Origin of the sequence: Ferrovibrio sp., assembly GCF_025869515.1 — a bacterium.
Classification (GTDB): domain Bacteria; phylum Pseudomonadota; class Alphaproteobacteria; order Ferrovibrionales; family Ferrovibrionaceae; genus Ferrovibrio.
Map to the genome: position 1 here is coordinate 16,361 of NZ_JAOZVR010000081.1, position 22,852 is coordinate 39,212.

General features: G+C 64.3%; 22 protein-coding genes. 8 read left to right on the forward strand and 14 right to left on the reverse strand.

Annotated elements, in window-relative coordinates; genetic code table 11:
* Positions 1–6: 6 nt before the first annotated feature.
* The 3 genes from OJJ21_RS12740 to ribA form a co-directional block, all read right to left on the reverse strand.
* Complete coding sequence (locus tag OJJ21_RS12740; protein ID WP_297686796.1) at positions 7–516, reverse strand: L,D-transpeptidase family protein; 510 nt, start codon at positions 514–516, stop codon at positions 7–9.
* A 50-nt stretch (positions 517–566) separates the two neighbouring features.
* Complete coding sequence (locus tag OJJ21_RS12745; RefSeq protein WP_297686798.1) at positions 567–1,694, reverse strand: hypothetical protein; 1,128 nt, start codon at positions 1,692–1,694, stop codon at positions 567–569.
* A gap of 124 nt (positions 1,695–1,818) precedes the next feature.
* Positions 1,819–2,943: a GTP cyclohydrolase II gene (ribA, locus tag OJJ21_RS12750; protein WP_297686799.1), complete on the reverse strand. Its 1,125-nt coding sequence runs from the start codon at positions 2,941–2,943 to the stop codon at positions 1,819–1,821.
* On the opposite strand from ribA, the gene OJJ21_RS12755 reads away from it, so the two are divergent.
* The 5 genes from OJJ21_RS12755 to OJJ21_RS12775 all read left to right on the forward strand — a co-directional run bounded on the left by OJJ21_RS12755 (position 2,942) and on the right by OJJ21_RS12775 (position 9,189).
* On the forward strand, positions 2,942–3,964 hold the full coding sequence (locus tag OJJ21_RS12755; protein ID WP_297686801.1) for an alpha/beta hydrolase: 1,023 nt from the start codon (positions 2,942–2,944) through the stop codon (positions 3,962–3,964). The genes ribA and OJJ21_RS12755 overlap by 2 nt on opposite strands.
* 86 nt (positions 3,965–4,050) lie before the next feature.
* Positions 4,051–6,528, forward strand: coding sequence for a patatin-like protein (locus OJJ21_RS12760; protein ID WP_297686803.1), 2,478 nt, complete (start codon positions 4,051–4,053; stop codon positions 6,526–6,528).
* A gap of 77 nt (positions 6,529–6,605) precedes the next feature.
* A complete protein-coding gene (locus OJJ21_RS12765; RefSeq protein WP_297686805.1) occupies positions 6,606–7,484 on the forward strand; it encodes a peptidylprolyl isomerase in 879 nt (292 codons plus the stop codon).
* 24 nt (positions 7,485–7,508) lie between these two features.
* Complete coding sequence (gene argJ, locus OJJ21_RS12770; protein ID WP_297686806.1) at positions 7,509–8,744, forward strand: bifunctional glutamate N-acetyltransferase/amino-acid acetyltransferase ArgJ; 1,236 nt, start codon at positions 7,509–7,511, stop codon at positions 8,742–8,744.
* The gene (locus tag OJJ21_RS12775) at positions 8,725–9,189 is read left to right on the forward strand and encodes a (deoxy)nucleoside triphosphate pyrophosphohydrolase (protein ID WP_297686808.1); all 465 of its coding nucleotides are present in this window, start codon (positions 8,725–8,727) and stop codon (positions 9,187–9,189) included. The genes argJ and OJJ21_RS12775 overlap by 20 nt, the downstream gene beginning before the upstream one ends.
* Here the strand turns inward: OJJ21_RS12775 and OJJ21_RS12780 are convergent.
* Positions 9,186–9,620 carry a VOC family protein gene (locus OJJ21_RS12780; RefSeq protein ID WP_297686810.1) on the reverse strand — a complete coding sequence of 145 codons (435 nt, stop codon included), beginning with the start codon at positions 9,618–9,620 and terminating at the stop codon, positions 9,186–9,188. The two genes, OJJ21_RS12775 and OJJ21_RS12780, sit on opposite strands and share 4 nt — an antisense overlap.
* A gap of 87 nt (positions 9,621–9,707) precedes the next feature.
* On the opposite strand from OJJ21_RS12780, the gene OJJ21_RS12785 reads away from it, so the two are divergent.
* Entirely contained in the window at positions 9,708–10,316 is a 609-nt protein-coding gene (locus tag OJJ21_RS12785; RefSeq protein ID WP_297686812.1) for a TetR/AcrR family transcriptional regulator, read from the forward strand.
* A gap of 10 nt (positions 10,317–10,326) precedes the next feature.
* Here OJJ21_RS12785 and OJJ21_RS12790 read toward each other — a convergent pair whose 3' ends face one another.
* On the reverse strand, positions 10,327–11,220 hold the full coding sequence (locus tag OJJ21_RS12790; RefSeq protein WP_297686815.1) for a methyltransferase domain-containing protein: 894 nt from the start codon (positions 11,218–11,220) through the stop codon (positions 10,327–10,329).
* On the opposite strand from OJJ21_RS12790, the gene OJJ21_RS12795 reads away from it, so the two are divergent.
* Positions 11,210–12,367 (forward strand): patatin-like phospholipase family protein, encoded by a 1,158-nt coding sequence (locus OJJ21_RS12795; protein ID WP_297686816.1) that lies wholly within the window; start codon positions 11,210–11,212, stop codon positions 12,365–12,367. The genes OJJ21_RS12790 and OJJ21_RS12795 overlap by 11 nt on opposite strands.
* Before the next feature lie 13 nt (positions 12,368–12,380).
* Here OJJ21_RS12795 and OJJ21_RS12800 read toward each other — a convergent pair whose 3' ends face one another.
* The 9 genes from OJJ21_RS12800 to OJJ21_RS12840 all read right to left on the reverse strand — a co-directional run bounded on the left by OJJ21_RS12800 (position 12,381) and on the right by OJJ21_RS12840 (position 21,762).
* Entirely contained in the window at positions 12,381–13,016 is a 636-nt protein-coding gene (locus tag OJJ21_RS12800) for a 2-dehydro-3-deoxy-6-phosphogalactonate aldolase (RefSeq protein WP_297686818.1), read from the reverse strand.
* The gene (locus tag OJJ21_RS12805) at positions 13,013–13,903 is read right to left on the reverse strand and encodes a 2-dehydro-3-deoxygalactonokinase (protein ID WP_297686820.1); all 891 of its coding nucleotides are present in this window, start codon (positions 13,901–13,903) and stop codon (positions 13,013–13,015) included. Before OJJ21_RS12805 ends, OJJ21_RS12800 begins: the two co-directional genes overlap by 4 nt.
* A gap of 18 nt (positions 13,904–13,921) precedes the next feature.
* Positions 13,922–14,995 (reverse strand): sn-glycerol-3-phosphate ABC transporter ATP-binding protein UgpC, encoded by a 1,074-nt coding sequence (ugpC, locus tag OJJ21_RS12810; RefSeq protein ID WP_297686821.1) that lies wholly within the window; start codon positions 14,993–14,995, stop codon positions 13,922–13,924.
* 44 nt (positions 14,996–15,039) lie between these two features.
* Complete coding sequence (locus OJJ21_RS12815) at positions 15,040–15,882, reverse strand: carbohydrate ABC transporter permease (protein WP_297686823.1); 843 nt, start codon at positions 15,880–15,882, stop codon at positions 15,040–15,042.
* The gene (locus OJJ21_RS12820; RefSeq protein ID WP_297686826.1) at positions 15,879–16,757 is read right to left on the reverse strand and encodes a sugar ABC transporter permease; all 879 of its coding nucleotides are present in this window, start codon (positions 16,755–16,757) and stop codon (positions 15,879–15,881) included. Before OJJ21_RS12820 ends, OJJ21_RS12815 begins: the two co-directional genes overlap by 4 nt.
* A 22-nt stretch (positions 16,758–16,779) precedes the next feature.
* Positions 16,780–18,159, reverse strand: a complete 1,380-nt coding sequence (locus OJJ21_RS12825; RefSeq protein ID WP_297686829.1) for an ABC transporter substrate-binding protein — start codon at positions 18,157–18,159, stop codon at positions 16,780–16,782.
* 198 nt (positions 18,160–18,357) lie between these two features.
* Positions 18,358–20,136, reverse strand: a complete 1,779-nt coding sequence (locus tag OJJ21_RS12830) for an IlvD/Edd family dehydratase (RefSeq protein ID WP_297686831.1) — start codon at positions 20,134–20,136, stop codon at positions 18,358–18,360.
* 28 nt (positions 20,137–20,164) lie between these two features.
* Positions 20,165–21,052 (reverse strand): DMT family transporter, encoded by an 888-nt coding sequence (locus OJJ21_RS12835; protein WP_297686833.1) that lies wholly within the window; start codon positions 21,050–21,052, stop codon positions 20,165–20,167.
* Between the two features lie 2 nt (positions 21,053–21,054).
* The gene (locus OJJ21_RS12840) at positions 21,055–21,762 is read right to left on the reverse strand and encodes a GntR family transcriptional regulator (RefSeq protein ID WP_297686835.1); all 708 of its coding nucleotides are present in this window, start codon (positions 21,760–21,762) and stop codon (positions 21,055–21,057) included.
* Positions 21,763–21,889: 127 nt separating this feature from the next.
* Between OJJ21_RS12840 and OJJ21_RS12845 the strand changes: the two genes are divergently transcribed.
* Positions 21,890–22,852: a sugar kinase gene (locus OJJ21_RS12845; protein ID WP_297686837.1), complete on the forward strand. Its 963-nt coding sequence runs from the start codon at positions 21,890–21,892 to the stop codon at positions 22,850–22,852.

Consider the following 22,852-nt stretch of genomic DNA (forward strand, 5'->3'; position numbering starts at 1 on the left):
CGGACTTTAAGTCACGCGCAGATCGATATGGGTTGCCGGCCGGATCGCAGCCAGCAGGGCAAGCAGGTCAGGCAAAGCGAGAGCGACGCAGCCTTCCGTATCGCTGAAATCCGGGCGGGCGACATGCATAAAAATCGCACTGCCCAACCCCGGCACCGGCGGGGCATCGTTATGCCCCAGCACCACGATCACGTCGTAGACGTGATCCTCGCGCCAAAGCGTCTCGTGGCTGGCCGCATACGGCAGCGTGACAAAACGATTATAGGCGGGATCGAGCGGATCGTCGCACCAGCCGTCCTGCGGCGTCAGCGCCTGCACCGGCAGGCGCGTATCGGGTGCCGCCAGCCGGTCCGGGCGATAGAAAACCTGCCGCAGGGCATAACGGCCGAGCGGCGTGACGCCATCGCCTTCGCGCTTGTCGGATTCCGGCAGCACACCGCCCTTGCCCAATGCGCAGCGGAAACGCAGGCCGCCGAATTGCAGGGTGCCGTCCGGAGTAACGAGAATATCGCTCATGGCGCGATGAAGCGGCATTCACACCAGCGATGCAAGAGCCGGCTCAATCGTTACTGCACGATGCCGGCGCGGCGGTTTTTCTGGTCCTGCATCTCGAAATATTTCTGATAGGCGTCGCTGGCGCGATTGGCCCATTCGTTCTGCTGATCGACACCTTGCAGCATGGTTGCGCTGGCGGCCGTGGCAGCCTGCGGCGTAGTGGCAAAATTGTTGCCCTTGGTAACGCCGAATTTTGACGTCACCGCCGTCGGTGTCACGGGCGATGTTCCGACAGCGCGGGTCGGCACGCCGCCACCGCCCATCGGGAAGGCCGGGAACCAGGTCCGCCCATCGGCACCACGAATGGCATTATCCGGCATCGGGTTGCCAGTCCCGGGCATCGCATTGGTCTGCATCGGCCCGGCCGCACGGGCCTGCGGCTGCTGGCCCGGAATAGGGTTCGCCTGGGCGCCATTGACGACCGCCGAACGGGCATCGGCCTGCTGGGCGGCCGCCGTCTGCTTCAGGGCCTGGAACAGGTCGGCAGGCAATTCGATCGGGCCATCGGATTTCCCGGCGGATTGCGCGGTCTGCCGACCTTGGGCAGCCGTGGCTTCGGCAGGCTTGCGGCCGCGACCGTTATCCATCGTTACGCCAAGCTTCATGTCCTGGCCCGGGGTCTGGGCAGTTTTGGCCCGGGCGGCCTGCATCTGCGCCCCCTGGGCCTGCAGTGCGGCCAGTTCGGCCGGCGCGACCGCTTCGGAACGCGCGGCGGCTTCGGCCACCATGGTGGCCGGTTCGTCCTTGCCGGCCGGCCCTATGTCTATGCCCAACGCCGCCAGCGCATGTTCGCCCGGATCCTTGCCGGTGGTTTCCTCGATGATGCCGCTGACCACGGAGGCGGCCAGGCCGATCGGGCCGCCGAACAGACCGCCGCCGGCCAGGCGAGCCCCCGGATCGATCTTGTCGCCGGTGATCGCCCGATAGACCGTCGAGACGATCGGGATGTGCTGCAGCGGATTGATGATGTCGAGGAAGTCGCTAAAGGTGAACCCGTCCTTGCCGAAGAGCGGATGGTTTTCCTGCACATCATCGCCGGGCACACCATCCCCAACCGCCCCCGCCGTCCTGGCCGGACGGGGCGCCATTTCGGCAATGCCGTGGACGCTGTAGGTGGTTGCTGGAATCGGGCTCGACATGACGGTCCTTTCTCGGGACACATCTTTGCAAGCCACAGGCCAAGAAACTGATTAATAAAATCATATAGTTAAAGGCACAATCCAGGCTACCCGGCAATTCCTGCCGGGTCTTTACAGCCGGGTGTCAGAGGTAGTGCCCGGAGCGTTTGCGCTTGGCCGCCAGATAGGCCTCGTTATGGGCATTGGACGGGAATTTATGCGGCACCCGCTCGGCCACCTCGATGCCGCAGGCTGCCAGCCCCTTTACCTTCTCGGGGTTGTTGGTCAGCAGCCGGACGCGGTTGAAGCCCAGCCGCTGCAGCATGCGCGCGGCCGGCAGGAACCAGCGTTCGTCGGCATCGAAGCCAAGCCGCTGGTTGGCATCCACCGTATCGAAACCCTGGTCCTGCAGCTGATAGGCGCGCAGCTTGTTGACCAGCCCGATGCCGCGGCCTTCCTGGGCCAGATACAGCAGCACGCCGCCGCCGGCCTCGTTGATGGTGCGGATGGCGCCACGCAGCTGCTCGCCGCAATCGCAGCGCAGGCTGCCCAGCAGGTCGCCGGTGAAGCATTCCGAATGCAGCCGGGTCAGCACCGGCCCTGCGGGATCGGGCGAACCGATCACCAGGGCGAAATGCTCCTGCCGGCCATCGGCCGGACGAAAGGCAAAAAGCTGCGCATTCTCCGCATCGGCCACCGGCAGGCGCGCCTGGCTTACCGGCAGCAGGGTTTCCGCGGCGGCCGTGTCATAGGCGGCGATGGCTGCGCCGGACACTTCCAGAATGCCGGGCGGAACAGCGGCATCGGCCGGCAAGTCGATGTGAACCGCAGCCGGCAGCAGATAGGCGGTCTTGGCCAGTTTCACCGCCAGCCGGGCGGTTTCCGGCGGCGCTGCCTTGACGCGCGTGAACGGCCCGCGCAGCGGTGCGGCCAGATCGCGGCTGGCATCGGCGAGATCGCGGATCAGCGAGGCACGCTCCTCGGCTGGAACCGGCAGGTCATGCAGGGGTAACAGAAGCGTGTCATGCCCGGTGGGGCCGATATGCAGCACGGCGGCACGCGAGGCCGGCAATACAAGGGCCGTCGTATTGTCCCACTGCCGCAAATCGGCGAGGGTTGCTTCGGTCAGGGTTTCGGCCGCCAGCACCAGAATGCGTCCAGTCTGGCTGCCGGTCAGCAGGACCGGACGCCCACGACGCAATTCGTGGCCGGCACGGTCGACGGCGATGGCGGCGCCAATGGCATCGGCGGAAGGGGAAAGACCAGTCATGACCGATCCGATGTACGACTCTGGCGGCACCCCGGCAAGCCACCGGACCGAGGATGGGCCTCATGGTGACGCCGGGCACACCGACCCGCTGCCGCCGGGGAATGCGGAATTTGCTCCCTGGACCACGCCCAGCCTGCAGTCCCGGCTGATCGCCCGCGGCCTGCGCCGGCTGATCAAGCCGCGCCGGGTCAATCGCGCCGACGTGTCGCTGATCCGCGCGCTGATGGGGGCCTTCACCCGCAGCCGGCCGCTGCCCGGTATCACGATCGAGCGGGTCAAAACGCCGGTGCATGGCGAATGGCTGCGGCCGCGTCAGCCGCGTCGCGGCCGCGCGCTGTTCTATCTGCATGGCGGCGGCTACATGGCCGGCAATCCGCGTACCCATCGCGCCATCACTGCGCGGCTTGCCCATCGACTCGGCGTGTCGGTTTTCGCACTGGATTACCCCCTGGCGCCCGAGCATCCCTATCCGGCGGCCCTGCAGGATGCGCTGGCGGCCTGGCAATGGCTGCTGGCCGAGGGCTGGCGGGCCGACCGGTTGTGGCTGGCCGGCGATTCGGCCGGCGGCGGCCTGGCGCTGGCGTTCATGCTGGCCTGCAAACGGCAGGGCCTGCCGCTGCCGGCGGCAGCGGCACTGTTCTCGCCCTGGACCGACCTGACCTGCAGCAGCCGTGCGATCGCCGAGAATGCCGAGCGCTGCGCCTGGTTCACCGCGGCGCATCTGCGCTTTGCCGCCGGTCTTTATGCCGGCCGCCACGACCGCACCGACCCGCTGCTCTCACCGCTCTTTGGCGACCTGTCAGGGCTGCCGCCGCTGCTGCTGCATGCCAGCGACAGCGAATTGCTGCGCGACGACACGCTGCGGCTGGCCGCGTTGGCACGCACCGCCGGCACACCGGTGCGCCTGCGGCTGTGGCACGGCCTGCCGCACGCCTGGCCGAATTTCGCCGGGCTGATGCCGGAAGGCGATGCCTGCCTGGAGGATGCCGCCAGCGCCCTGCTCGCCCTCTCTGCCGGCTAAGCCATTCTGCCGCTTGAGCCCGGACCCGTAGCAAGGCAGACTCAGCCCCAACGCCGCGCAGCCGCGGCAGGACCGGGGAGACCTGCTTGCAGGAAAAGGAACTGCGCCTTGCGCTGGTATGTTTCGGCGGCGTCTCGCTCGCCATCTACATGCATGGCGTCACCAAGGAAATCCTCAAACTGGTGCGGGCCTCGCAGGCCTATCACGCGCTGCCCAAGGGCGCGGCGCGCGATGCCGCGCGTTTCGCCGACCATGTGCATCCGAGTGACACCGAGTATGACAGCGAGCATGCCTATTTCGAGCTGCTGCATGAAATCGGCAAGCATGTCGACCTGCGCGTCGTCGTCGATGTGATCGCCGGCGCCTCGGCCGGCGGCATCAACGGCCTGATCCTGGGGCGCGCGCTGGCGCATGACCTGCGCATCGACCATTTCCGCAACCTGTGGCTTCGCGAGGCCGATGTCGAACGCCTGCTCGATACCGAGAAGCGCGCCGGCCAGTGGAGCAAAGCCTATATGCGGCCGCTGTTGTGGCTGGCGGCGCGCTCGCGTTTCGGCCGGCTGCTGCTCGGCGATTCCGAAGTGCTCAGCAAGATATCGCTGTTCACCCGCTCGCGCTGGTTTCAGCCGCCCTTCGATGGCCAGCATCTGCTGCGCCAGCTGCTGGCCGGGCTTGAGGCGATGGGCGATCCGGCCGAACCCGGCAAATCGCTGGTGCCGACCAACCTGGCCCTCGACCTCCTTGTAACTCTGACTGATTTCTACGGCTTCCTGCAGCACATCCCGATTCACGATCCGCCCTATGTGCGCGACCGCGAACATCGGCACACCCTGCGCTTCGGCTATCGCCGCTGGCCGAGCGGCGAGGAGCAATCCGATTTCACGCGTGCCGATGCACCGGCGCTGGCTTTTGCCGGCCGTGCCACTTCGGCCTTCCCGGGCGCCTTCCCGCCGGCGCAGATCGGCGAGGTCGACCGCCTGCTGGCCGAGCAGGGCCGGCAATGGGAAAACCGCGGTGCTTTCATCGCACGCAATTTCGCCGATTACCTGCGCGCCGACCTCGACCCCGAACTGACATCCTTCGTCGATGGCGGCGTGCTGGCCAACAAGCCCTTCGCCGCCGCGATGAAGGCGATCCGTGGCCGGCCGGCCTATCGCGAAGTTGATCGTCGCCTGGTCTATATCGATCCGCAGCCGTTGCGGCCCGCGCCGCCGCCGACCGGGCGCATTCCCGGTTTCTTCCGCGTGCTGAAAGGCGCGCTGAGCGACATTCCGCGCAACGAGCCGATTGCCGACGAACTGATCGGCGTCAGCCGCTTCAACGAACGCGTACGCCATCTGCGCGGCGTGATCGACGCAACCCAGCCGCAGATCGCGCAGCTGGTGGAAGAAAGCGCGCCGCAGCATCTGGATGCGCCGCTGAGCGAAATGGAAGTGCGGCTCTGGCGCATGCAGGTAAGCGAGCGCGCGGTGCGCGAGGCCGGCTTTGCCTATCAGGGCTATGTGCGCCTCAAACTGGGCGCCGTGCTGGATTTCGTCACCCGGCTGGTCTGCGATGCCTGCGGTTTCGGCGAACGCTCGACGGAAGCGCAATGGACCCGCCAGGCCTTGCTGCACTGGGCCGAGACGCGCGGTGTGTGCTACACGAACAAACAGTTCGAACGCGCCCGCTCCGGCGCCAGCATCGACGAACTGCCCGGCTGGGTGCGCTTTCTGCTGCGCTTCGACGTCGCTTTCCGCCAGCGCCGCGTGCGCTTCCTGGTGCAGCAGCTCAACCAGCTTTACGGCAAACTGACCGAACCCGAGCATCGCGGCCTGAAAGCCGAAGAACTCGACAAGCTCAAGCGCGCACTTTACGAGGCACAGGAAACCCTGCGCCATTTCGGCAGCGCGAACTGCCTGACACCGGCAACAGTCGAGCGTATCAAGACGCTGTTCTTCCGTCGCGTAGCACTGCAGCAGGCCGAGCAACTGGCGCAGGATGCGCAATCCTTTGCCAGCGGCAATCTCGGCGCCATCGATGCCGCCGTGGATGCGATGGCCGCCGATATCGATCTTAACCGCCGGACTGATCAGCTGGATGCGATGTTTGCCGATCTGGCACCGCAGGACTGGAGCAGCAAGGCACGACAGACTCTGTTGGTCAGCTATATCGGTTTCCCGTTCTGGGACGTGCTGACCTTCACCATCACCAACTGGCGCGATCTCGGCGAATTCAACGAAATCCGCATCGACCGCATCAGCCCGGAAGATGCCGTGGCAATCCGGCGCGGCAACACCCTGAAGGGCGTCAATCTCGGCCGCTTCGGCGGATTCTTCAGCCGCGCCCATCGCGAAAACGATTACCTCTGGGGCAGGCTGCACGCGGCTGACCGACTGATCGACATCGTCTACGATGCCGCCAGCGGTCCGGGCCAGCCGATCCCGCTCGACCGTACCGCGATCAAGCTGAAGGCCTTCCGCCTGATCCTCGATCGCGAGGCGGCCAACCTGGCCGTCAGCCAGACGCTGATCGCCGATCTCCGCCTGGAACTGGACACCATCGCCGCCGGAAAAGCCGCCTGAATCGCTGTTTCCGCGCCTTGTCCGGAAACGGATTTGGCGTATGCTCGGCCGCCTCTTTTCAGCCAAGCGAGCCAGCCGTGACCCGTTCGATCCGTTCCGCCTTTTTTGTCGCTGCCGCCTTTGCGGTTGCCAGCCCGGCCGCCCTGGCGCAGCCGGCCAAGACCGCCGGTGATCCGGTGGTGGCCCGCGTCAACGGCCAGCCGATCACGCGTTCGGCCGTGATGGAATTCTACAACCAGCTGCCGCCGCAGATGGCGCAGATTCCGCTGGAGCAGATTCTGCCCGGCATCATCAATGAACTGGCTGCACGCCGGCTGCTGAGCGATGCCGCCGAGAAGGCCAAGCTGGGTGATGACGCTGCCGTGAAGAAACAGCTGCAGTCGGCGCGCGAGCAGGTTCTGCAACAGGCCTATCTCGACCGCAAGGTGAAAGAAGACGTCACCGAAGCGAAAATGAAGACCCGCTACGACGAGCTGATCAAACAGCAGCCGCCGCAGGAAGAGGTGCATGCGCGCCATATCCTGGTGGCCAACGAAGCCGATGCGAAAGCCGCTCTGGACGAAGTGAAGAAGGGTGCTGATTTCACTGAAGTGTCGAAGAAGCGCTCGACCGGGCCGACGGCGGCGACCGGCGGCGATCTCGGCTTCTTCACCAAGGACAAGATGGTGCCGGAATTCGCCGAGGCCGCCTTCAACCTGCAGCCCGGCCAGGTCACCGAAACGCCGGTGAAGACCCAGTTCGGCTGGCATGTCATCAAGGTCGAGGCGCGCCGCAAATCCGATCCGCCGAAGTTCGAGGACGTGCGCGGCCAGGTCTATGACATGATGGCGGGCGAAGCCGTCGAGAAACTGGTGGCCGATCTGCGCAAGAGTGCCAAGATCGAGCAACTCGACTGGCCACAGGACGGCGGCAGCAAGCTGCCGACCATCGCCCCCGCCGAACCCAAGAAGAAATAACTTTAAGACTCCAGGAGCTTTCCGATGGCTGCGCATCCGGTTTCGCCGCTGGCCCCGTCCGCCTATCCCGAACTGCCGGCCGTGGCTGGCGCGCGGTTTGCCGCTGCCCTTTCCGGCATGCGCTACAAGGGCCGCGACGATCTGTTGCTGATCGAATTCGCCACGGGAACCAAGGTGGCCGGCCTGTTCACGCGCTCCTCCATGCCGGGTGCACCGGTGGAATGGTGCCGCAAGATTCTGCCAAACGGCGCGGCCCGGGCCCTGGTGGTCAATGCCGGCATCGCCAATGTGTTTACCGGCAAGGCCGGAGCGCAGGCAACGAAGGCCACCGCCGATGGCGCTGCCAGGGCGGTCGGCTGCAAGGCCAGCGAAGTCTATCTCGCCTCCACCGGCGTGATCGGCCAGATTCTGCCGGCCGAAAAGATCGTGGCGCAGATGTCGAAGCTGAAGGCTGGACTGAAAGCCGAAGGCTGGATGACCGCCGCCAGGGCGATCATGACCACCGACACCTTCCCCAAGCTGGCCACCGCAAGCTGCAAGATCGACGGCAAGACCGTGACGATCAACGGCTTCTGCAAGGGCTCGGGGATGATCGCGCCGGACATGGCAACCATGCTGGCCTTCATCGTTACCGACGCAAAGCTGCCGGCCGATACGCTGCAGGCCCTGCTGAAGGGCGCCAACAACCAGAGCTTCAACTGCCTGACGGTGGATGGCGATACCTCCACCTCGGATACCGTGCTGCTGTTTGCCACCGGTCAGGCCGGCAATGCACCGCATGCCAAGGCCTCCGACAAGCGGCTGGCCGATTTCCGCCGCGCGCTGGCAGCCGTGATGAGCGACCTCGCCCAGCAGATCGCCCGCGATGGCGAAGGCGCGCAGAAGCTGGTGACCATCGACGTGACCGGCGCCAGGAGCGATGCCTCGGCCCGTATCATGGCCCGCGCGATTGCCAATTCGCCGCTGGTGAAGACCGCGATTGCCGGCGCCGATGCCAACTGGGGCCGCATCATCATGGCGGTCGGCAAGTCGGCCGAGCCGGCCAACCGCGACAAGCTGGTGATCAAGATCGGCGGCAAGGCCGTGACCAAGAACGGCATGGTGCGGCCCGATCACGACGATGCCGCCGCCACCAGGCATTTCCAGGGCCGCGATGTGCGCATCGAGGTGGATGTCGCCGTCGGCAAGGGCGCGGCGCGCGTCTGGACCTGCGACCTGACGCACGGCTATATCGACATCAATGCCGACTATCGCAGCTGACGATCCACTCTGTCCCGGCGATGCAACCGCCTTGCTGGCACCCAAGCCGGTGGTGCTGGTGGTGGCCGTCGCGCTGGTGGATACCGACGGCCGCGTGTTGCTGACCCAGCGCCCGCCGGGCAAGAAACTGGCCGGCATGTGGGAATTTCCCGGCGGCAAGGTCGAAGCGAACGAAACGCCGGAAGCGGCCCTGATCCGCGAACTGCATGAGGAACTGCATCTCGATATCAGCGCGGCCTGCCTGGCGCCGTTTGCCTTCGCCAGCCATGCCTACGACGATTTCCACCTGCTGATGCCGCTCTATGTCTGCCGCCGCTGGGCCGGCCAGCCGCAGCCGCGCGAAGGTCAGGCGATGAAATGGGTGCGCCCGGTTAAAATGACCGGACTCCCGATGCCGCCGGCGGACGTGCCGCTGGTGGCCATGCTGCGCGACCTGCTGGGCTAGCCCGAAATCTTGTCCAGAATCTCGGACTTGTACTGCGCCGCGAATTCTTCCGATGGCGCGATCGGCTTGATCACATCGACCAGTACGCCGCTCGGATCGGCGAGGATGAAATGACGCTGGCCGAAGACCTCGTCCCGCAGCGTCAGGCGGATATCCAGCCCGGACTTCCGGGCCTTTTCATAAGCCGCATCCACATCCTCGACCTCGAAATTGAGCAGCATGCCCTGGGCCGGCTTGCGATAGCCCTCCGGAATCGTCGGATGACTGTGGTCGAGTATGGCAAGATGGACGCGCGAATCGCTCCGGCTGGTCAGATGCACATACCAGTCGCTCTCGAAGGCCGCGGCGAAATCGAAATGGGCCTCGTAAAACGCCCGGGTTTCGGCCAGCGCGGCGGTGCAGATCACGGGGTAGTAACTGGTGAGCTTCATGACGGCTCCTCGGCGGATCGGATGGACGATGTGTAAACCGGCTCGACAACCGGCCCTGGACTGAATATAAACATACAGGCTGTATGTATGCAAGAGAAACGCCAAAGCAAGGCTGAAAAACATGCGGCCACGCGGGCAGCCCTGCTGGCCACCGCGCGGGCGCTGTTTGCCGAAAAGGGCTATGCCGCCACCGGCACCGAAGAGGTGGTGGCGCAAGCCGCTGTCACGCGCGGCGCGCTCTACTATCATTTCGCGGACAAACAGGCGCTGTTTGCCGCCGTGGTCGAACAGGTGGCACAGGAAGTGCTGAGCGCCATCGAACGGGCGGCGGCCAGGGCGAAGTCGCCGGTCGATGGGCTGGTCAGGGGCACGCAGGCTTTCATGGATGCCTGCCTCGAACCGGCCGCCAGGCAGATTTACCTGACCGATGCGCCATCGGTGCTTGGCTGGCAGCACTGGCGCGAAATCGACGCGCGCTATGGCATGGGCTCGCTGCGGCAGGGGATCGATGCCGCATTGGCCGAATTGCCGCGCGGCCAGCGCCTTTCTGCCGAGGCCCTCACCTACCTGCTGAGCGGGGCGATGAACGAAGCGGCGCTGTGGCTGGCAGAGGCGAAGGATGAAGCGGTGGCGCGCAAAGCCGCCGATACCGCGCTGAAACGCATCCTGGAACTGCTGTTCACACCGGAAAGCTAGTTCGGGCCGGCTAATGCGCCTTGGGCGGTCCGCCGACCGGATGGGCCACGGTGCCGAGCGCATCGGAAAGGCGATGCGTGGCCTGGCCCGGGCGCAGCGGCTTCTGCTGGCTTTCATGCGGCGACCAGCCGGTCAGCGTGATGACCTCGAAGCTCGCCGGGATGCGTCCGTCGGTGCCGGCAAAACGCTGCTGATACAGTTCGGCCATGCGGAACAGCGTGGCCCGCCGGGTGAAATGCTTGCGCCGGTCGCGCACGGCATTGGTCTCGCCCATGCCGCGCAGGTCGCGCATCAGGCGGAAGGCATCGGCATAGGTGACCGGGATCACCTCGCTGTCGGCGACCGGCAGGGCAAAGCCGGCGCGCTGCAGCAGGGCGGCGCCATCCAGGGTTTCTGCCATCGGCGAAATGCGCGGGCTGGCACCGCCTTCCAGCTCGGCTTCAGCCGCCAGCCATGACTGGCGCATCTCGGTCAGGGTCGAACCGCCCAGCATGGTGCCGAGGAAAAGCCCGTCCGGCTTCAGCGCATGGCGGATCTGCAGCAGCGCGCCGGGCAGGTCGTTCACCCAGTGCAGATTGAGCAGGGCGATCACCAGATCGAATTTCGCCGCACCGAAAGGCAGGAACTCCTCGTCGCCGATCACATGACTGCCGCGACCGGCAAGCGAATCCATGGTGATCAGGGTTTCAATCTGGCCGCGCCTGCCCAGATGCGGTTGCAGCCAAGCCGCATCGCAGCCCTGCACCAGTGCAATGGGAAAGCCGCGCCGCACATCGTCCAGGCGGTCGAGCAGCCGCTCGGCCACCGCCGCACGCAGAAAGTCGTAGTCGCCGGCCTGTGTGGCAGGGCGCTGGCGCTGACGCCGCTTGGCGGCGCGGTCGAAGACCTGCATAGTGTCGCTCATCGCCGCATTTTGCCACGGGCTCTCGCACCTCGCCATGCCGGTACAGACCAAAATTAAGAAGGCCGTCGCCAAGGCCGTTAAAGCCGCTGTGGCCAGAACCCGCACGGCCAAGCCGAAACCCGCGCGCCGGACGCGGAAGCGCAAGCCGCTCAACCTCGCCCTGCAGGGCGGCGGCACGCATGGCGCCTTCACCTGGGGCGTGCTGGACCGGCTGCTGGAAGAAGACTGTTTCGAGATCGAAGGCATCAGCGGCACCTCGGCCGGCGCGATGAATGCCGCCGTGATGGCCTATGGCCTGCATAAAGGCGGACCGGCGATGGCCCGTGCCAGCCTGCAGGACTTCTGGAAACGGGTGGCGGATGCAGCCGCGCTGTCGCCCTTCCGCCCCACCCTGCTGGACCAGTGGTTCAAGTTCGGCGGGATCGACTATTCACCGAGCTACCATCTGCTCGAGATGACCACCAAGCTGGCATCGCCCTACCAGACCAACCCGCGCAACAACAATCCGCTGCGCGACATCCTGGAAAAGACCATCGACTGCGACAGCCTGCATGAATGCATCTCGCTGAAGCTGTTTGTCTGCGCCACCGATGTGCTGGAGGGCAAGATCAAGGTCTTCCAGAACCAGGAGCTCAGTATCGACGCCCTGCTCGCCTCGGCCTGCCTGCCGCAACTGTTCCAGGCGGTGAAAATCGGCAAGAGCCATTACTGGGACGGCGGCTTCATGGGCAATCCGCCGATCTTCCCTATCATCTACAACTGCGACTGCCGCGACGTGCTGATCGTGCAGATCAACCCGATGAAGATTCCCGCCGTGCCGAAGACGCCGCAGACGATCCTCGACCGCGCCAATACGCTGAGCTTCAATTCCAGCCTGGTGCGCGAGATGCGGGCGATTTCTTTCGTCACCCGCATGATCGAAGCCGGCTTCGATGATGGCGGCCGGCTCAGGCGCATGATGATTCACACCATCGACGCAGAGAAGGAACTCGCCGCCTACGGTGCGACCAGCAAATACAATGTCGAATGGGGCTTCCTGCAAAAACTCCATGCACTGGGCCGTCGTCAGGCCGGCAGCTTCTTGCGCCAGCACTACGACGACATCGGCAGGGTTTCGACCACGGATATCGCGGCGAAATTCCTCTAGCCTGTTGCTCCAGCTATTCCGCCGCCTGGGCCGGCTGGATCACGCGCATCACCGCCCGCGCCCGCTTGGCCACCTTCTGCGGCGTGAAGCCAGGCTTGTAGAGCGAACCGCCAAGGCCGAAGCCGGCTGCGCCGGCCTCCAGCCAGGGATCCATATTGTCGGCATTGATACTGCCGACCGGGATCACCGGCATGGTGCTGGGCAATACGGCACGCAGGCTTTTCAGCACAGCCGGAGAAGCGGCCTCGGCCGGAAACAGTTTCAGCCCGTCGGCGCCGGCCTGGATCATCGCAAAGGCTTCGGTCGGCGTGAAGAAGCCGGGAATGGCGATCATGTCGAGCACCTTGGCCTTCTGCACCACATCGCCGCAGGCATGCGGCGAGACCACCAGCTGTGCGCCGGCCTGGCAGATGCGCTTGACCATGGTGCAATCGACCACCGTGCCGGCCCCGATCAGGGCCTGGTCGCCATAGCGCTTGGCCAGATTCTTGATACTGGCCAGCGGATCGGGGGAGTTGAGCGGCACCTCGATGATGCGGATGCCGGTTTCGATCAGGGCTGCCCCGATATCGACCACCTCGTCGGGCTTTACGCCGCGCAGAATGGCAATCGCGGGGCAGGCCTGCAGCCAGGCTGACAGGTCCTTCATGGCGTCCTCCTCGCCGCCAGCTGGCCGAGACGGTATAGCCCGGCTGCTGCGGCATCTTCCGGCGCCACATCGGCATCCATGCCGAGGAAGGCGAAAGCCTTCCGGTAACGCATCGCCAGCACGCCGGTTCCGACGATGACGACCCGTCCGGCCCAGGCGGTAACCCGCAGCTCATGGCCGATCAGGATACCTGAAAGATAGTGCGTCGCAGCCGTCCCGGAAAGCTCGTTGAACAGCCTTCGCGTGCGCACACTGAAGATGTGATGCAGCAGACCGCCCGGCCGGCCGGATAAGGCAAGGCCAGCCTCGAAGGCAGCGGTATCCAAATCCGCGCCGGTTTCAGGTTCCAGCATCGCCGCGATCAGACCGTGGTTTTTCAGCAGGGCGAAAACCTCACCGGTCATCGCCGTGGCAAAACCAACGATGCGTCCGGCTCGCAGTTGCACATGCTTGGAATGGGTACCGGGCAGGCAGATGCTGGCATCGCCAGCCAGGTCGAGACCGAAAATCTGCGTTTCTTCGCCGCGCATCACATCGGGAATGCCCTCCGCGTTGCGGCAGGACAGGCCTGGCACGATATGAGCGATCCGACCATCGCCGAGCTCGACCGGGCAGAGCTTGTCCGCCAGGTCGCCCGGACCGACGGGACATTCGGCATAGGCGGCCTCGCGCCAGCCCTGCCGGCTGCCGACCATGCCTGACAGCAGAACCGCCGCTTCGGGTTCGGCCTGCAGCCAGTCGCCGATCTGTTGCTGCAGCACGGCGGCATAATCGGTCGGCGTCAGGCTGGCAATGCCGGAAGCGGCAACGCGGCGCTCAAGTACCGCGCCGTCAGATGCAATGCGATAGGCGCGGAAGCCGCTGCTGCCCCAGTCTATGCCGATCATCGGGCGCGGCGCCGCTGATCAGCCGACGAGACGGTGGCCCGTACCGGCATCGAAGAGATGCACGCGGTCCAGCTGCGGCATCAGGTGCATGGTTTCGCCGGAATGGAAGCCGTGCCGCTCGGTGAATACGCCGCAGATCTGCGCGCCGCTCAGGTCAGCATAGACGAAGGTGCTGGCACCAGTCGGCTCGACCACATCCACCCTGACCGGCAGACCGCCGTCATTGCCCAGAGCCAGATGTTCCGGCCGGAAGCCGTAGACCACGGCCTGCCCGTCCTTGCCGCCGGCATTGCCGCCCAGTGGCAGGTCGATACCGGCATCGGTGGCGACCCAGTTGCGACCACCGTCGCGGCGCAGCGTGCCGCGCAGCAGATTGATCGCCGGCGAGCCGATGAAGCCGGCGACAAACAGGTTGGCGGGCCGGTCGTAGAGATCGAGCGGCGTGCCGACCTGCTCGACGATGCCGTCATGCATCACCACGATACGGTCGGCCATGGTCATCGCCTCGATCTGGTCGTGAGTGACGTAGATCGAGGTGGTTTTGAGTTTCTGGTGCAGCGCCTTGATCTCGGTGCGCATCTGCACGCGCAGTTTCGCGTCCAGGTTCGACAACGGCTCGTCGAACAGGAAGACCTGCGGGTTACGCACGATGGCGCGTCCCATGGCGACACGTTGGCGCTGACCGCCCGACAGTTGCTTGGGATAACGGTCCAGCAGGCTGCTCAGGCTGAGGATTTCTGCCGCCCGGCGCACCTGCTCCACGATCACGCTCGTTCCGGCACCGCGCAGTTTCAGGGAAAAGCCCATATTCTCACGTACCGTCATATGCGGATAGAGCGCATAATTCTGGAACACCATGGCGATATCGCGGTCCTTCGACGGGACTTCGTTGACCACGCGTTCGCCGATGCGGATGATGCCGCCGGAAATTTCCTCCAGGCCGGCGATCATGCGCAGAAGAGTGGACTTGCCGCAGCCGGACGGGCCGACCAGCACGACGAACTCGCCGTCCGGGATCACAATATCGATGCCGTGGACCACTTCCAGCGCGCCATAGCGTTTGCGCACCGCTTCCACACTCACGCTCGCCATTTCAAACTCCCTGTAACTCTTCTTTTGTAGTGTCGAGTAAAGACCTACGACTTCACTGCCCCCGCAGTGAGACCGGACACCATGTAACGCCGGAACACATAATAGATCGCCGCCGGCGGCAGCGCATAAACCGCACCGGTCGCCATCAGCACGTTGAATGGCGCATCGTCGGTGGTGAGGAAATGGCCAAGCGCCACGGCCAGCGTAATGTCCTTGTCTGCCGACAGCAGCAGGAAAGCATAGAGATATTCGTTCCAGGCCAGCAGCAGGGCATAGGTGCCGATCGCCACCAGCGACGGCGCCATCAACGGCAGGTAGATCAGACGGAATATCTGCAGCGGGCTGGCACCGTCGATGCGGGCCGCCTCATCCAGTTCATAAGGCAGCTTGTCGGCATACTGCTTCAGCACCCAGATGGCATAGGGCGAAGCGAAGGTCACCATGGTGAGGATCAGCGACCATTGCGTATTGAGCAGGCCATAGACACCCATCACCTTGTACATCGGAATCGCCAGGAAGGCCGGCGGGATCAGGTAAGTCGCCAGTGCCATGTTCGAAACCAGCCGGCCGCCGCGCACCCGCAGCCGACTGATCGCAAAGGTGGCGGTCGAGGCAATGGCCAGGGTAATGGCGCAGACCATCACCGCAACAAAGGCACTGTTCCACAATTGCTGCCAGAAATGCTCAAGATAGTAGTGCCCCTGCTTTACCACGGTCTCATAGTTTTCCAGCGTCGGGCGCGACGGCCAGAGCGCACCGGCGAAGGTTTCCACCCGCGGCGTGATCGACATGACGAACAGGTGATAGATCGGGATCAGCGTCCAGATGAAGATGACGATCCCGAGCAGCATCAGCCGTGCTTCGTTGAAGATTTTACGGAGACTCATGGCTGCTCGCCCTTCCTCATGCGCCGCAGCATCAACACCAGCAGCGGCAGCATGACCGGCAGCGCCACCACCACGGTGGTCACGCCCACTTCGACCTCGGACATGCCGAAGGCGTAGCGGATACCCAGCGTGGCCAGAGTCTGCGTCGAGTCGGCGGGTCCACCACCGGTCAGCAGGTAGATCGAGTTGAAATCGCCCAGACTCATGATGGTCGAGAGCAGGGTGCAGGTGATGTAAAGATTCCGCATGCTGGGGAAAGTGACATAGCGGAATTTCTGCAGCCCACTGGCGCCGTCGACATCGGCCGATTCATAGAGATCCTTCGGAATGGCCAGGCGACCGGCCAGCAGGATCAGGGTCCAGAACGGCAGGTATTTCCAGATATGGACCAGGCTGATCATGCCCAGACCGCTCCAGCGGTCGAGCAGCCAGTTCGGCCCGTCTTCCAGCGTGAGGCGGAAGATCAGTGAATTCAGCATGCCCCATTCGGCATTGAGCATCCAGCGGAAGGACAGGATGGTAGGGATCGAGGGAATCGCCCAGGGCAGAATGAAGATCACGCTGAGCCAGCGAATCCAGCGCTTCTCGTGGACGAAGAAGCCTGACAGCAGCAGAGCGAGGAACAGCTTGATATTCACCGCCACGCCGAGAAAGACCACGGTATTGACGATGGTGCGCGTGAAGACCGGATCGGTCCACAGACGCACATAGCTTTTGGGGTTGGAGCCGAGGATCAGTCCGTAGCCGACCGGATAGATCACCAGGGTGAGAAACAGCACGATATACGGCACGAGGAAAATGAGGCCCCAGACCGCCTCTTGCGAGAGACGACCTGGGGCCTTTTCCCCGGCTTGCACGTCGAGAACAGCAACCACGACGATCAGCCGCTGCTCAGACTCAGCCTTCGACCAGCTGCTTGATGCGGGCGAACATCTCGTCGACCGCCTGCTCGGGCGAAATCTTGTCCTGGACGACGCGCGACATGGCACGGCCCCACACGTTCTCAGCGTTCACCGTGGTGAACTTGTAGTTATAGACGAACTGGAACGGCACGGTCGGCTGCTTCACGAACTGCTGGTACACATTCTTGCGATGCTGGTCTTCCTGCCAGAAGGGGCGTTCCGCCGCTTCCTTGGTCACCGGGAACCAGCGGCCGAGCGAACCCTCGGTATAAGGGATCAGATTCTCAGGCTGGGCCAGGAAGGCGAGGAATTCCTTGGCGCGCTTCTTGTTCGGCGAGTCGGCGAAGGCCACTGCCAGCTTGATCGACACCAGGTTGGGCAGCGGCTTGCCATCGGGCTTGGCCGGCCAGTTGGTGGTGCGGATCAGGTCGTAGTAGTTGATCTTCGCCTGGTCGCGATCCTTCTGCTCCTTGGCATTCATCATGTCGTCCATGTGTTTGCCGGGCAGCGAGATGGTCGCGTTATGCGTCATCGGCGTGGTCTTGTTGTGGAAGGCGACGTTGTTGTCGACATCCTTCCACGACAGCGAACCGGGCGGGGTGCAACCCTTGATCACAATATCCGTATAGTCCTTCAGGGCCGCAGCCATGTTGGCCTTGATCTTCGGATCGTTGATCAGAAGCTTGCCGTCCTTGTCGACCGGCGATGCATCATAGGCATTCACGTAGGAGAGGAAGCTGAAGAAGGTATCCGAGGCTTCCACCGACGAGGGGTGGCCGATGCCATAGACGCGCTTGCCCTTGGCGCGCAGCGCGGGCTGCACCTTGTCACACCAGAATGACCAGTAGCCTTTCCAGTCCTTCGGAATGTCGGTTTCCTTGAAACCGGCCTCCTCCACCATGTCCTTCCAGTAGTTGGCATGCATGGTCTGCTGGTAGATCGGCATGCCGTAATAGGCGCGCTTGCCGCCCGGACCCTGCAGGAACGCCGTATCGAGCACGCCGGCCAGGAACTTGTCCTTGTTCGGCGTGATGATGTCCGACAGGTCTTCCAGCTTGCCTTCATAGGCCCACTTGCCGGCGGTGCGGAAATCGAAGGTCCAGCCGAAGGCGGCATCCGGCGGTGTCTTGGCTTCGACCGCCGAGACCGCCTTGGTGATGATGTCCTCGACCCCGAACAGGCTGAGTTCGACAGTGACGCCGGTCTTCTGCTTGAAGCGTTCGATCACGGCATTCAGCGCGATGTCTTCCGCCGGGTAGAACCCCTTGTTGAACCAGACGGTGAGCTTTTCCTGCGCCAGTGCAGGTGTCGCACCGGCCAGAACCGCTCCGCCCAGAATCGCAGTGGCGACGATCCGCCCCGCGGTTTTACGCATGGCTGACTTCATTTTTTAATTCCTCCCTGCCTGACCCGTTGTGGGTTTTTCTATCGGTTTTCAATGCGACGCGGCATATGTCCGTAGCATCTCATATATCAGTTTAGCCAGCCGGAACCGCCCTGCCAAGCCCCCAGTGCGGGACAATTCTTAGACACTCGTCTGATGTAGATACATCAGACTTGGCGCTTTATTCCCTCAGTGGTTATGCCGCGGCACACCGAAGGTTTCGGCAATGCGCTGATAGTCTGTGGCAAAGTCGAGGCAGCCGCCTGTGGACAACTGGCCGACATACTTGCGCTGCAGTTCCTGCCACGGCGTCTGGTTGACCAGCTTGGGCGGTACCCAGGCCTTGCGGCGACGTTCCAGCTCTTCTTTCGGAATTAAAATGTCGGCGCTCCGCTTGTTCAGGTCGATGCGAATCCTGTCGCCGGTCTGCAGCATCGCCAGGCCGCCGCCAATCGCGGATTCCGGCGAAGCATTCAGGATCGACGGGCTGCCCGACGTTCCGCTCTGCCGGCCGTCGCCGATGCAGGGCAGCAGGTTGATCCCCTGTTTCACCAAACGGTCGGGCGGCAGCATGTTCACCACCTCGGCCGCTCCGGGATATCCAATGGGCCCGGTGCCGCGGATCACCAGGATACTGTTCTCGTCGATTGGCAGTTTCGGATCGTTGATCCGCGCGTGATAATCCTCCGGCCCCTCGAAGACGATGGCCGTGCCCTCGAAGGCATTCGGATCGCCCGGCCGTTCCAGATACTTCTTGCGGAATTCCGCCGAGACGACCGAGGTCTTCATCACGGCTGAGTCGAACAGCGTGCCGGAGAGCACGGCGAAGCCGGCTTCCGGCAGCATCGGCTGCTTGTAGGGCTTGATGACGTTGCGGTCCTCGCAGACGGCGCCTTTCACATTCTCGCCCATCGTCCTGCCGTTCACGGTGAGCGCATCGGCATGCAGCTTGCCGGCTTCCAGCAGCTCGCGCATCACCACCGGCACGCCGCCGGCATGATGGAAGCCCTCGCCGAGATATTCCCCGGCCGGCATCAGGTTGACCAGCAGCGGAATATCGTAACCCACCTTGTCCCAGTCCTTCACGTCCAGTTCGACGCCGATATGGCGCGCGATGGCATTCAGATGCGGCGGGCAGTTGGTGGAAGCGCCGAGTGCGCTGGCGGCCACGATGGCATTCTCGAAGGCCTTGCGCGTCATGATCTTCGACGGGCGCAGGTCTTCATGCACGATCTCGACGGCGCGACGGCCGGTCTCGTAGGCCATCTGCGCGCGCTCGCGATACGGTGCCGGGATCGAGGCACAGCCGGGCAGCGACATGCCGAGCGCCTCGGCCATGCTGTTCATCGACAGCGCCGTGCCCATGGTATTGCAGTGGCCCGGGCTCGGCGCAGACGACGCCACCATCTCCAGGAACTGGTCGTAATTGATGCGGCCGGCCGCCAGCTCCTGGCGTGCGAACCACACCACCGTCCCGGACCCTGCGCGCATGCCCTTGTACCAGCCATCCAGCATCGGGCCGCCCGACAGCACGATGGCGGGAATATCCACGGTGGCCGCCGCCATCAGCATACCCGGCGTGGTCTTGTCGCAGCCGGTCGTCAGCACCACGCCGTCGAGCGGATAGGAATAGAGCAGCTCGGCGAGCGTCATATAGAGCAGGTTGCGGTCGAGCGCGGCGGTCGGTCGCTTGCCCGTTTCCTGGATCGGATGGGTGGGAAATTCCATCGGGATGCCGCCGGCATCGCGGATGCCATCGCGGATGCGCGTCGCCAGATCGAGATGATGGCGATTGCAGGGCGACAGGTCGCTGCCTGACTGGGCGATGCCGATGATCGGCTTGCCGCCGCGCAGCTCGGCCAGCGTGAGGCCGAAATTCAGATAGCGTTCGAGATACAGCGCGGTCATGCCGGGATCGTGCGGATTGTCGAACCATTCGCGGCTGCGCAGCTTTTTCTTCTCGGTCATTCAGGCCTCCCTCGAAACCATAAATTACTCAGGTCGTCTTGATCTGGCGCTCCCGGTGCAGGACGAACAGTCCGCTCGCCACGATGATCGCCGCACCCAGCAGCATCAGCGGCGTCGGCAGATCGGCGAAAAACAGCCAGCCTAGCAGGATCGCCCAGAGCAGTGATGTATACGTATAGGGTGCCACCACGGCGGCCGGCGCCAGCCGCAGCCCCTGGTTCATGCACATATGCGCCGCCGTGGCGACCACGCCGATCAGCGCCAGATAACTGATGCCGGTCATATCAACGGCCGGCCAGCCCCAGGGCAGCGTCAGCAGTCCGGCGGCGCCGACCGCCAGCGTATGATAGATGATCAGTGACAGCGCACCGGTCTGCCGCAGCTGCCGCGTGACGATCATCATCAGGGCATAGGCGGTGGAACCAGCCAGCGCGATCAGCGCCGCTGCGGTGAACACGCCGCCTTCCGGCTGCAGCACCAGCAGCACACCGATGAACCCCACCGCCACTGCGAGGCCGCGACGCCAGCCGACCGCCTCCCCCAGCAGCGGGATCGCCAGCACGGTGACGATCAGCGGCGTGGCCTGATAGACCGACATCACATCGGCAAGCGGCAGATGCCGCACCGCCAGATAGAAGCAGGCCACTTCGGCCACGATCAACGCCAGGCGAACCGCATGCCGGCCCGGCTGGGCCAGTACAAAAACCTCGCTCCAGCCGGCGCGATGCACCAGCGGCAGCAGGATCACCAGGGCGGCGGCCGAGCGGATGAACAGCAGCTGGCCGACGGCCACACTGGCCACCATCCATTTACCCAGGGCATCGTTGAAGGTGAACAGCGCCGTGCCCAGCAGCATGAAGGCGATGCCGCGCCAATGGCCGGTATCCACGCCATGACTCAAGGCACGCTCGGCCATGCCTAGCCGCTCCGCCTGTCCCGCCCGCGAGCCTGTTCATGCAGGATGATCTGGTAGTCGCGCGAGGCGGCGCGGATATGCACACCCAGCAGGTTGAGCGCCTTGGTACGTTCCTTGGCGCGCAGCAGCTTGACGATATTCTGGTGCTCCGCCAGCGAATCCCCGACCGTACGTTCCTTCGAGGTGACGCGGGCGCGCAGGGCCTGAATTTTCATTTCCAGCTGCTGATGGGCCTGGGTCAGGAAGCGGTTGCCGGCCCGGTTCAGGATATGCAGGTGATATTCGGTATCGAGCCGGCGATAGGCTGGGATATCGCCATCGGCCACCGCCTTGGCCATGCGTTTGACATTCTGCTCCAGGGCATCGATCAGCCCGGCCTCGTCATGGGCCAGCGCATCGCGGAGTGCCGCCGATTCCAGGATCACGCGATACTGGCACATCTCGGCCGCCTCTTCGGGCTCCAGGGAGAAGACGAAGCTGCCGCGCTGCGGCTGGATATCGACCAGGCCTTCCAGCTTGAGCTGCAGCAAAGCCTCGCGCACCGGTGTCTTGGAAATGCCAAGCTGGGCCGCCAGCACGTTTTCCGACAGCGCCTCGCCCAGCATCAGCTCGCCATGGGTGATCCGCCGCCGGACATGATCCTTCACCAGTTCGGTGAGGGATTTCGGGCGCTCCAGCCGCGTGGTACGGGCTGTGCTTGCTTTTGCCATAAGGGACGGACCTTCTTCACTGTCTGCCGACAGCGTAGCAGTGTGGTCCGGGTCGCTTCAAGTCGGATAGTATCTGATATGTCAGTTGGCTTGCCCTCTCCGCGCCTCTCGGCTAGGAAAGACGGGTATGGAGGCGCTTCAAATGGCTTTCGACATTCTTTGTCTCGGCGAAGCCATGGTCGAATTCAACCAGACCGGCGGAGCCGATAGCGACCAGTATCTCCGCGGCTATGGCGGCGACACCTCGAACTGCGCCATTGCTGCAGCGCGGCAGGATGCTGTTGTCGCCTATTGCACCCTGGTCGGTCAAGACCCGTTCGGCGATCTGCTGCTCGATCTGTGGCGGCAGGAGCGGGTCGATATCAGCACCATCGGCCGCCGCTCCGATGCGCCGACGGCGGTCTATTTCGTCACCCATGGCGAGAAGGGCCATACCTTCACCTACTTCCGCAAGGATTCGGCCGCCAGTCGCATGACGCCGGCCGATCTGCCCGGCGACGCGCTGGAAAACACCAAGCTGCTGCATGTCTCCGGCATCACGCTGGCGGTCAGTGCCTCTTTGCGCGATACCGCGATGGCGGCAATTACCCGCATGCGCAAGGCTGGCCGCAAGGTCTCTTTCGACACCAATCTGCGGCTCAAGCTCTGGCCGCTGGAAACCGCGCGCGAAGCCATCCATGCCGCGCTCCGGCTCAGCGACATCGCGCTGCCCAGCCTGGAAGATGCCACGGCGCTCAGCGGCCTGAGTGATCCGCTGGCCATTCTCGATTTCTACCGTGGCATGGGGATTCCGCTGGTGGTGCTGAAATGCGGCGCCGAGGGCGTACTGGTCGCCAATGCCGAGGGCCGCTGGCGTCTGACCGGCCATCGCGTGCCGACCGTCGATGCAACCGGCGCCGGCGACTGTTTCGACGGCGCCTTCCTGGCCGAACTCGCGCGCGGCATGTCGCCGCTGGATGCCGTCACCTATGCCAATGCGGCGGCGGCGCTGACCACGATCGGCTACGGCGCGGTGGCCCCGATTCCGCGCCGTGCCGCCGTGGAAGCCTTCTTCACATCGGTGGGGCGCATCGCGCCCCAGCCTGTGTAG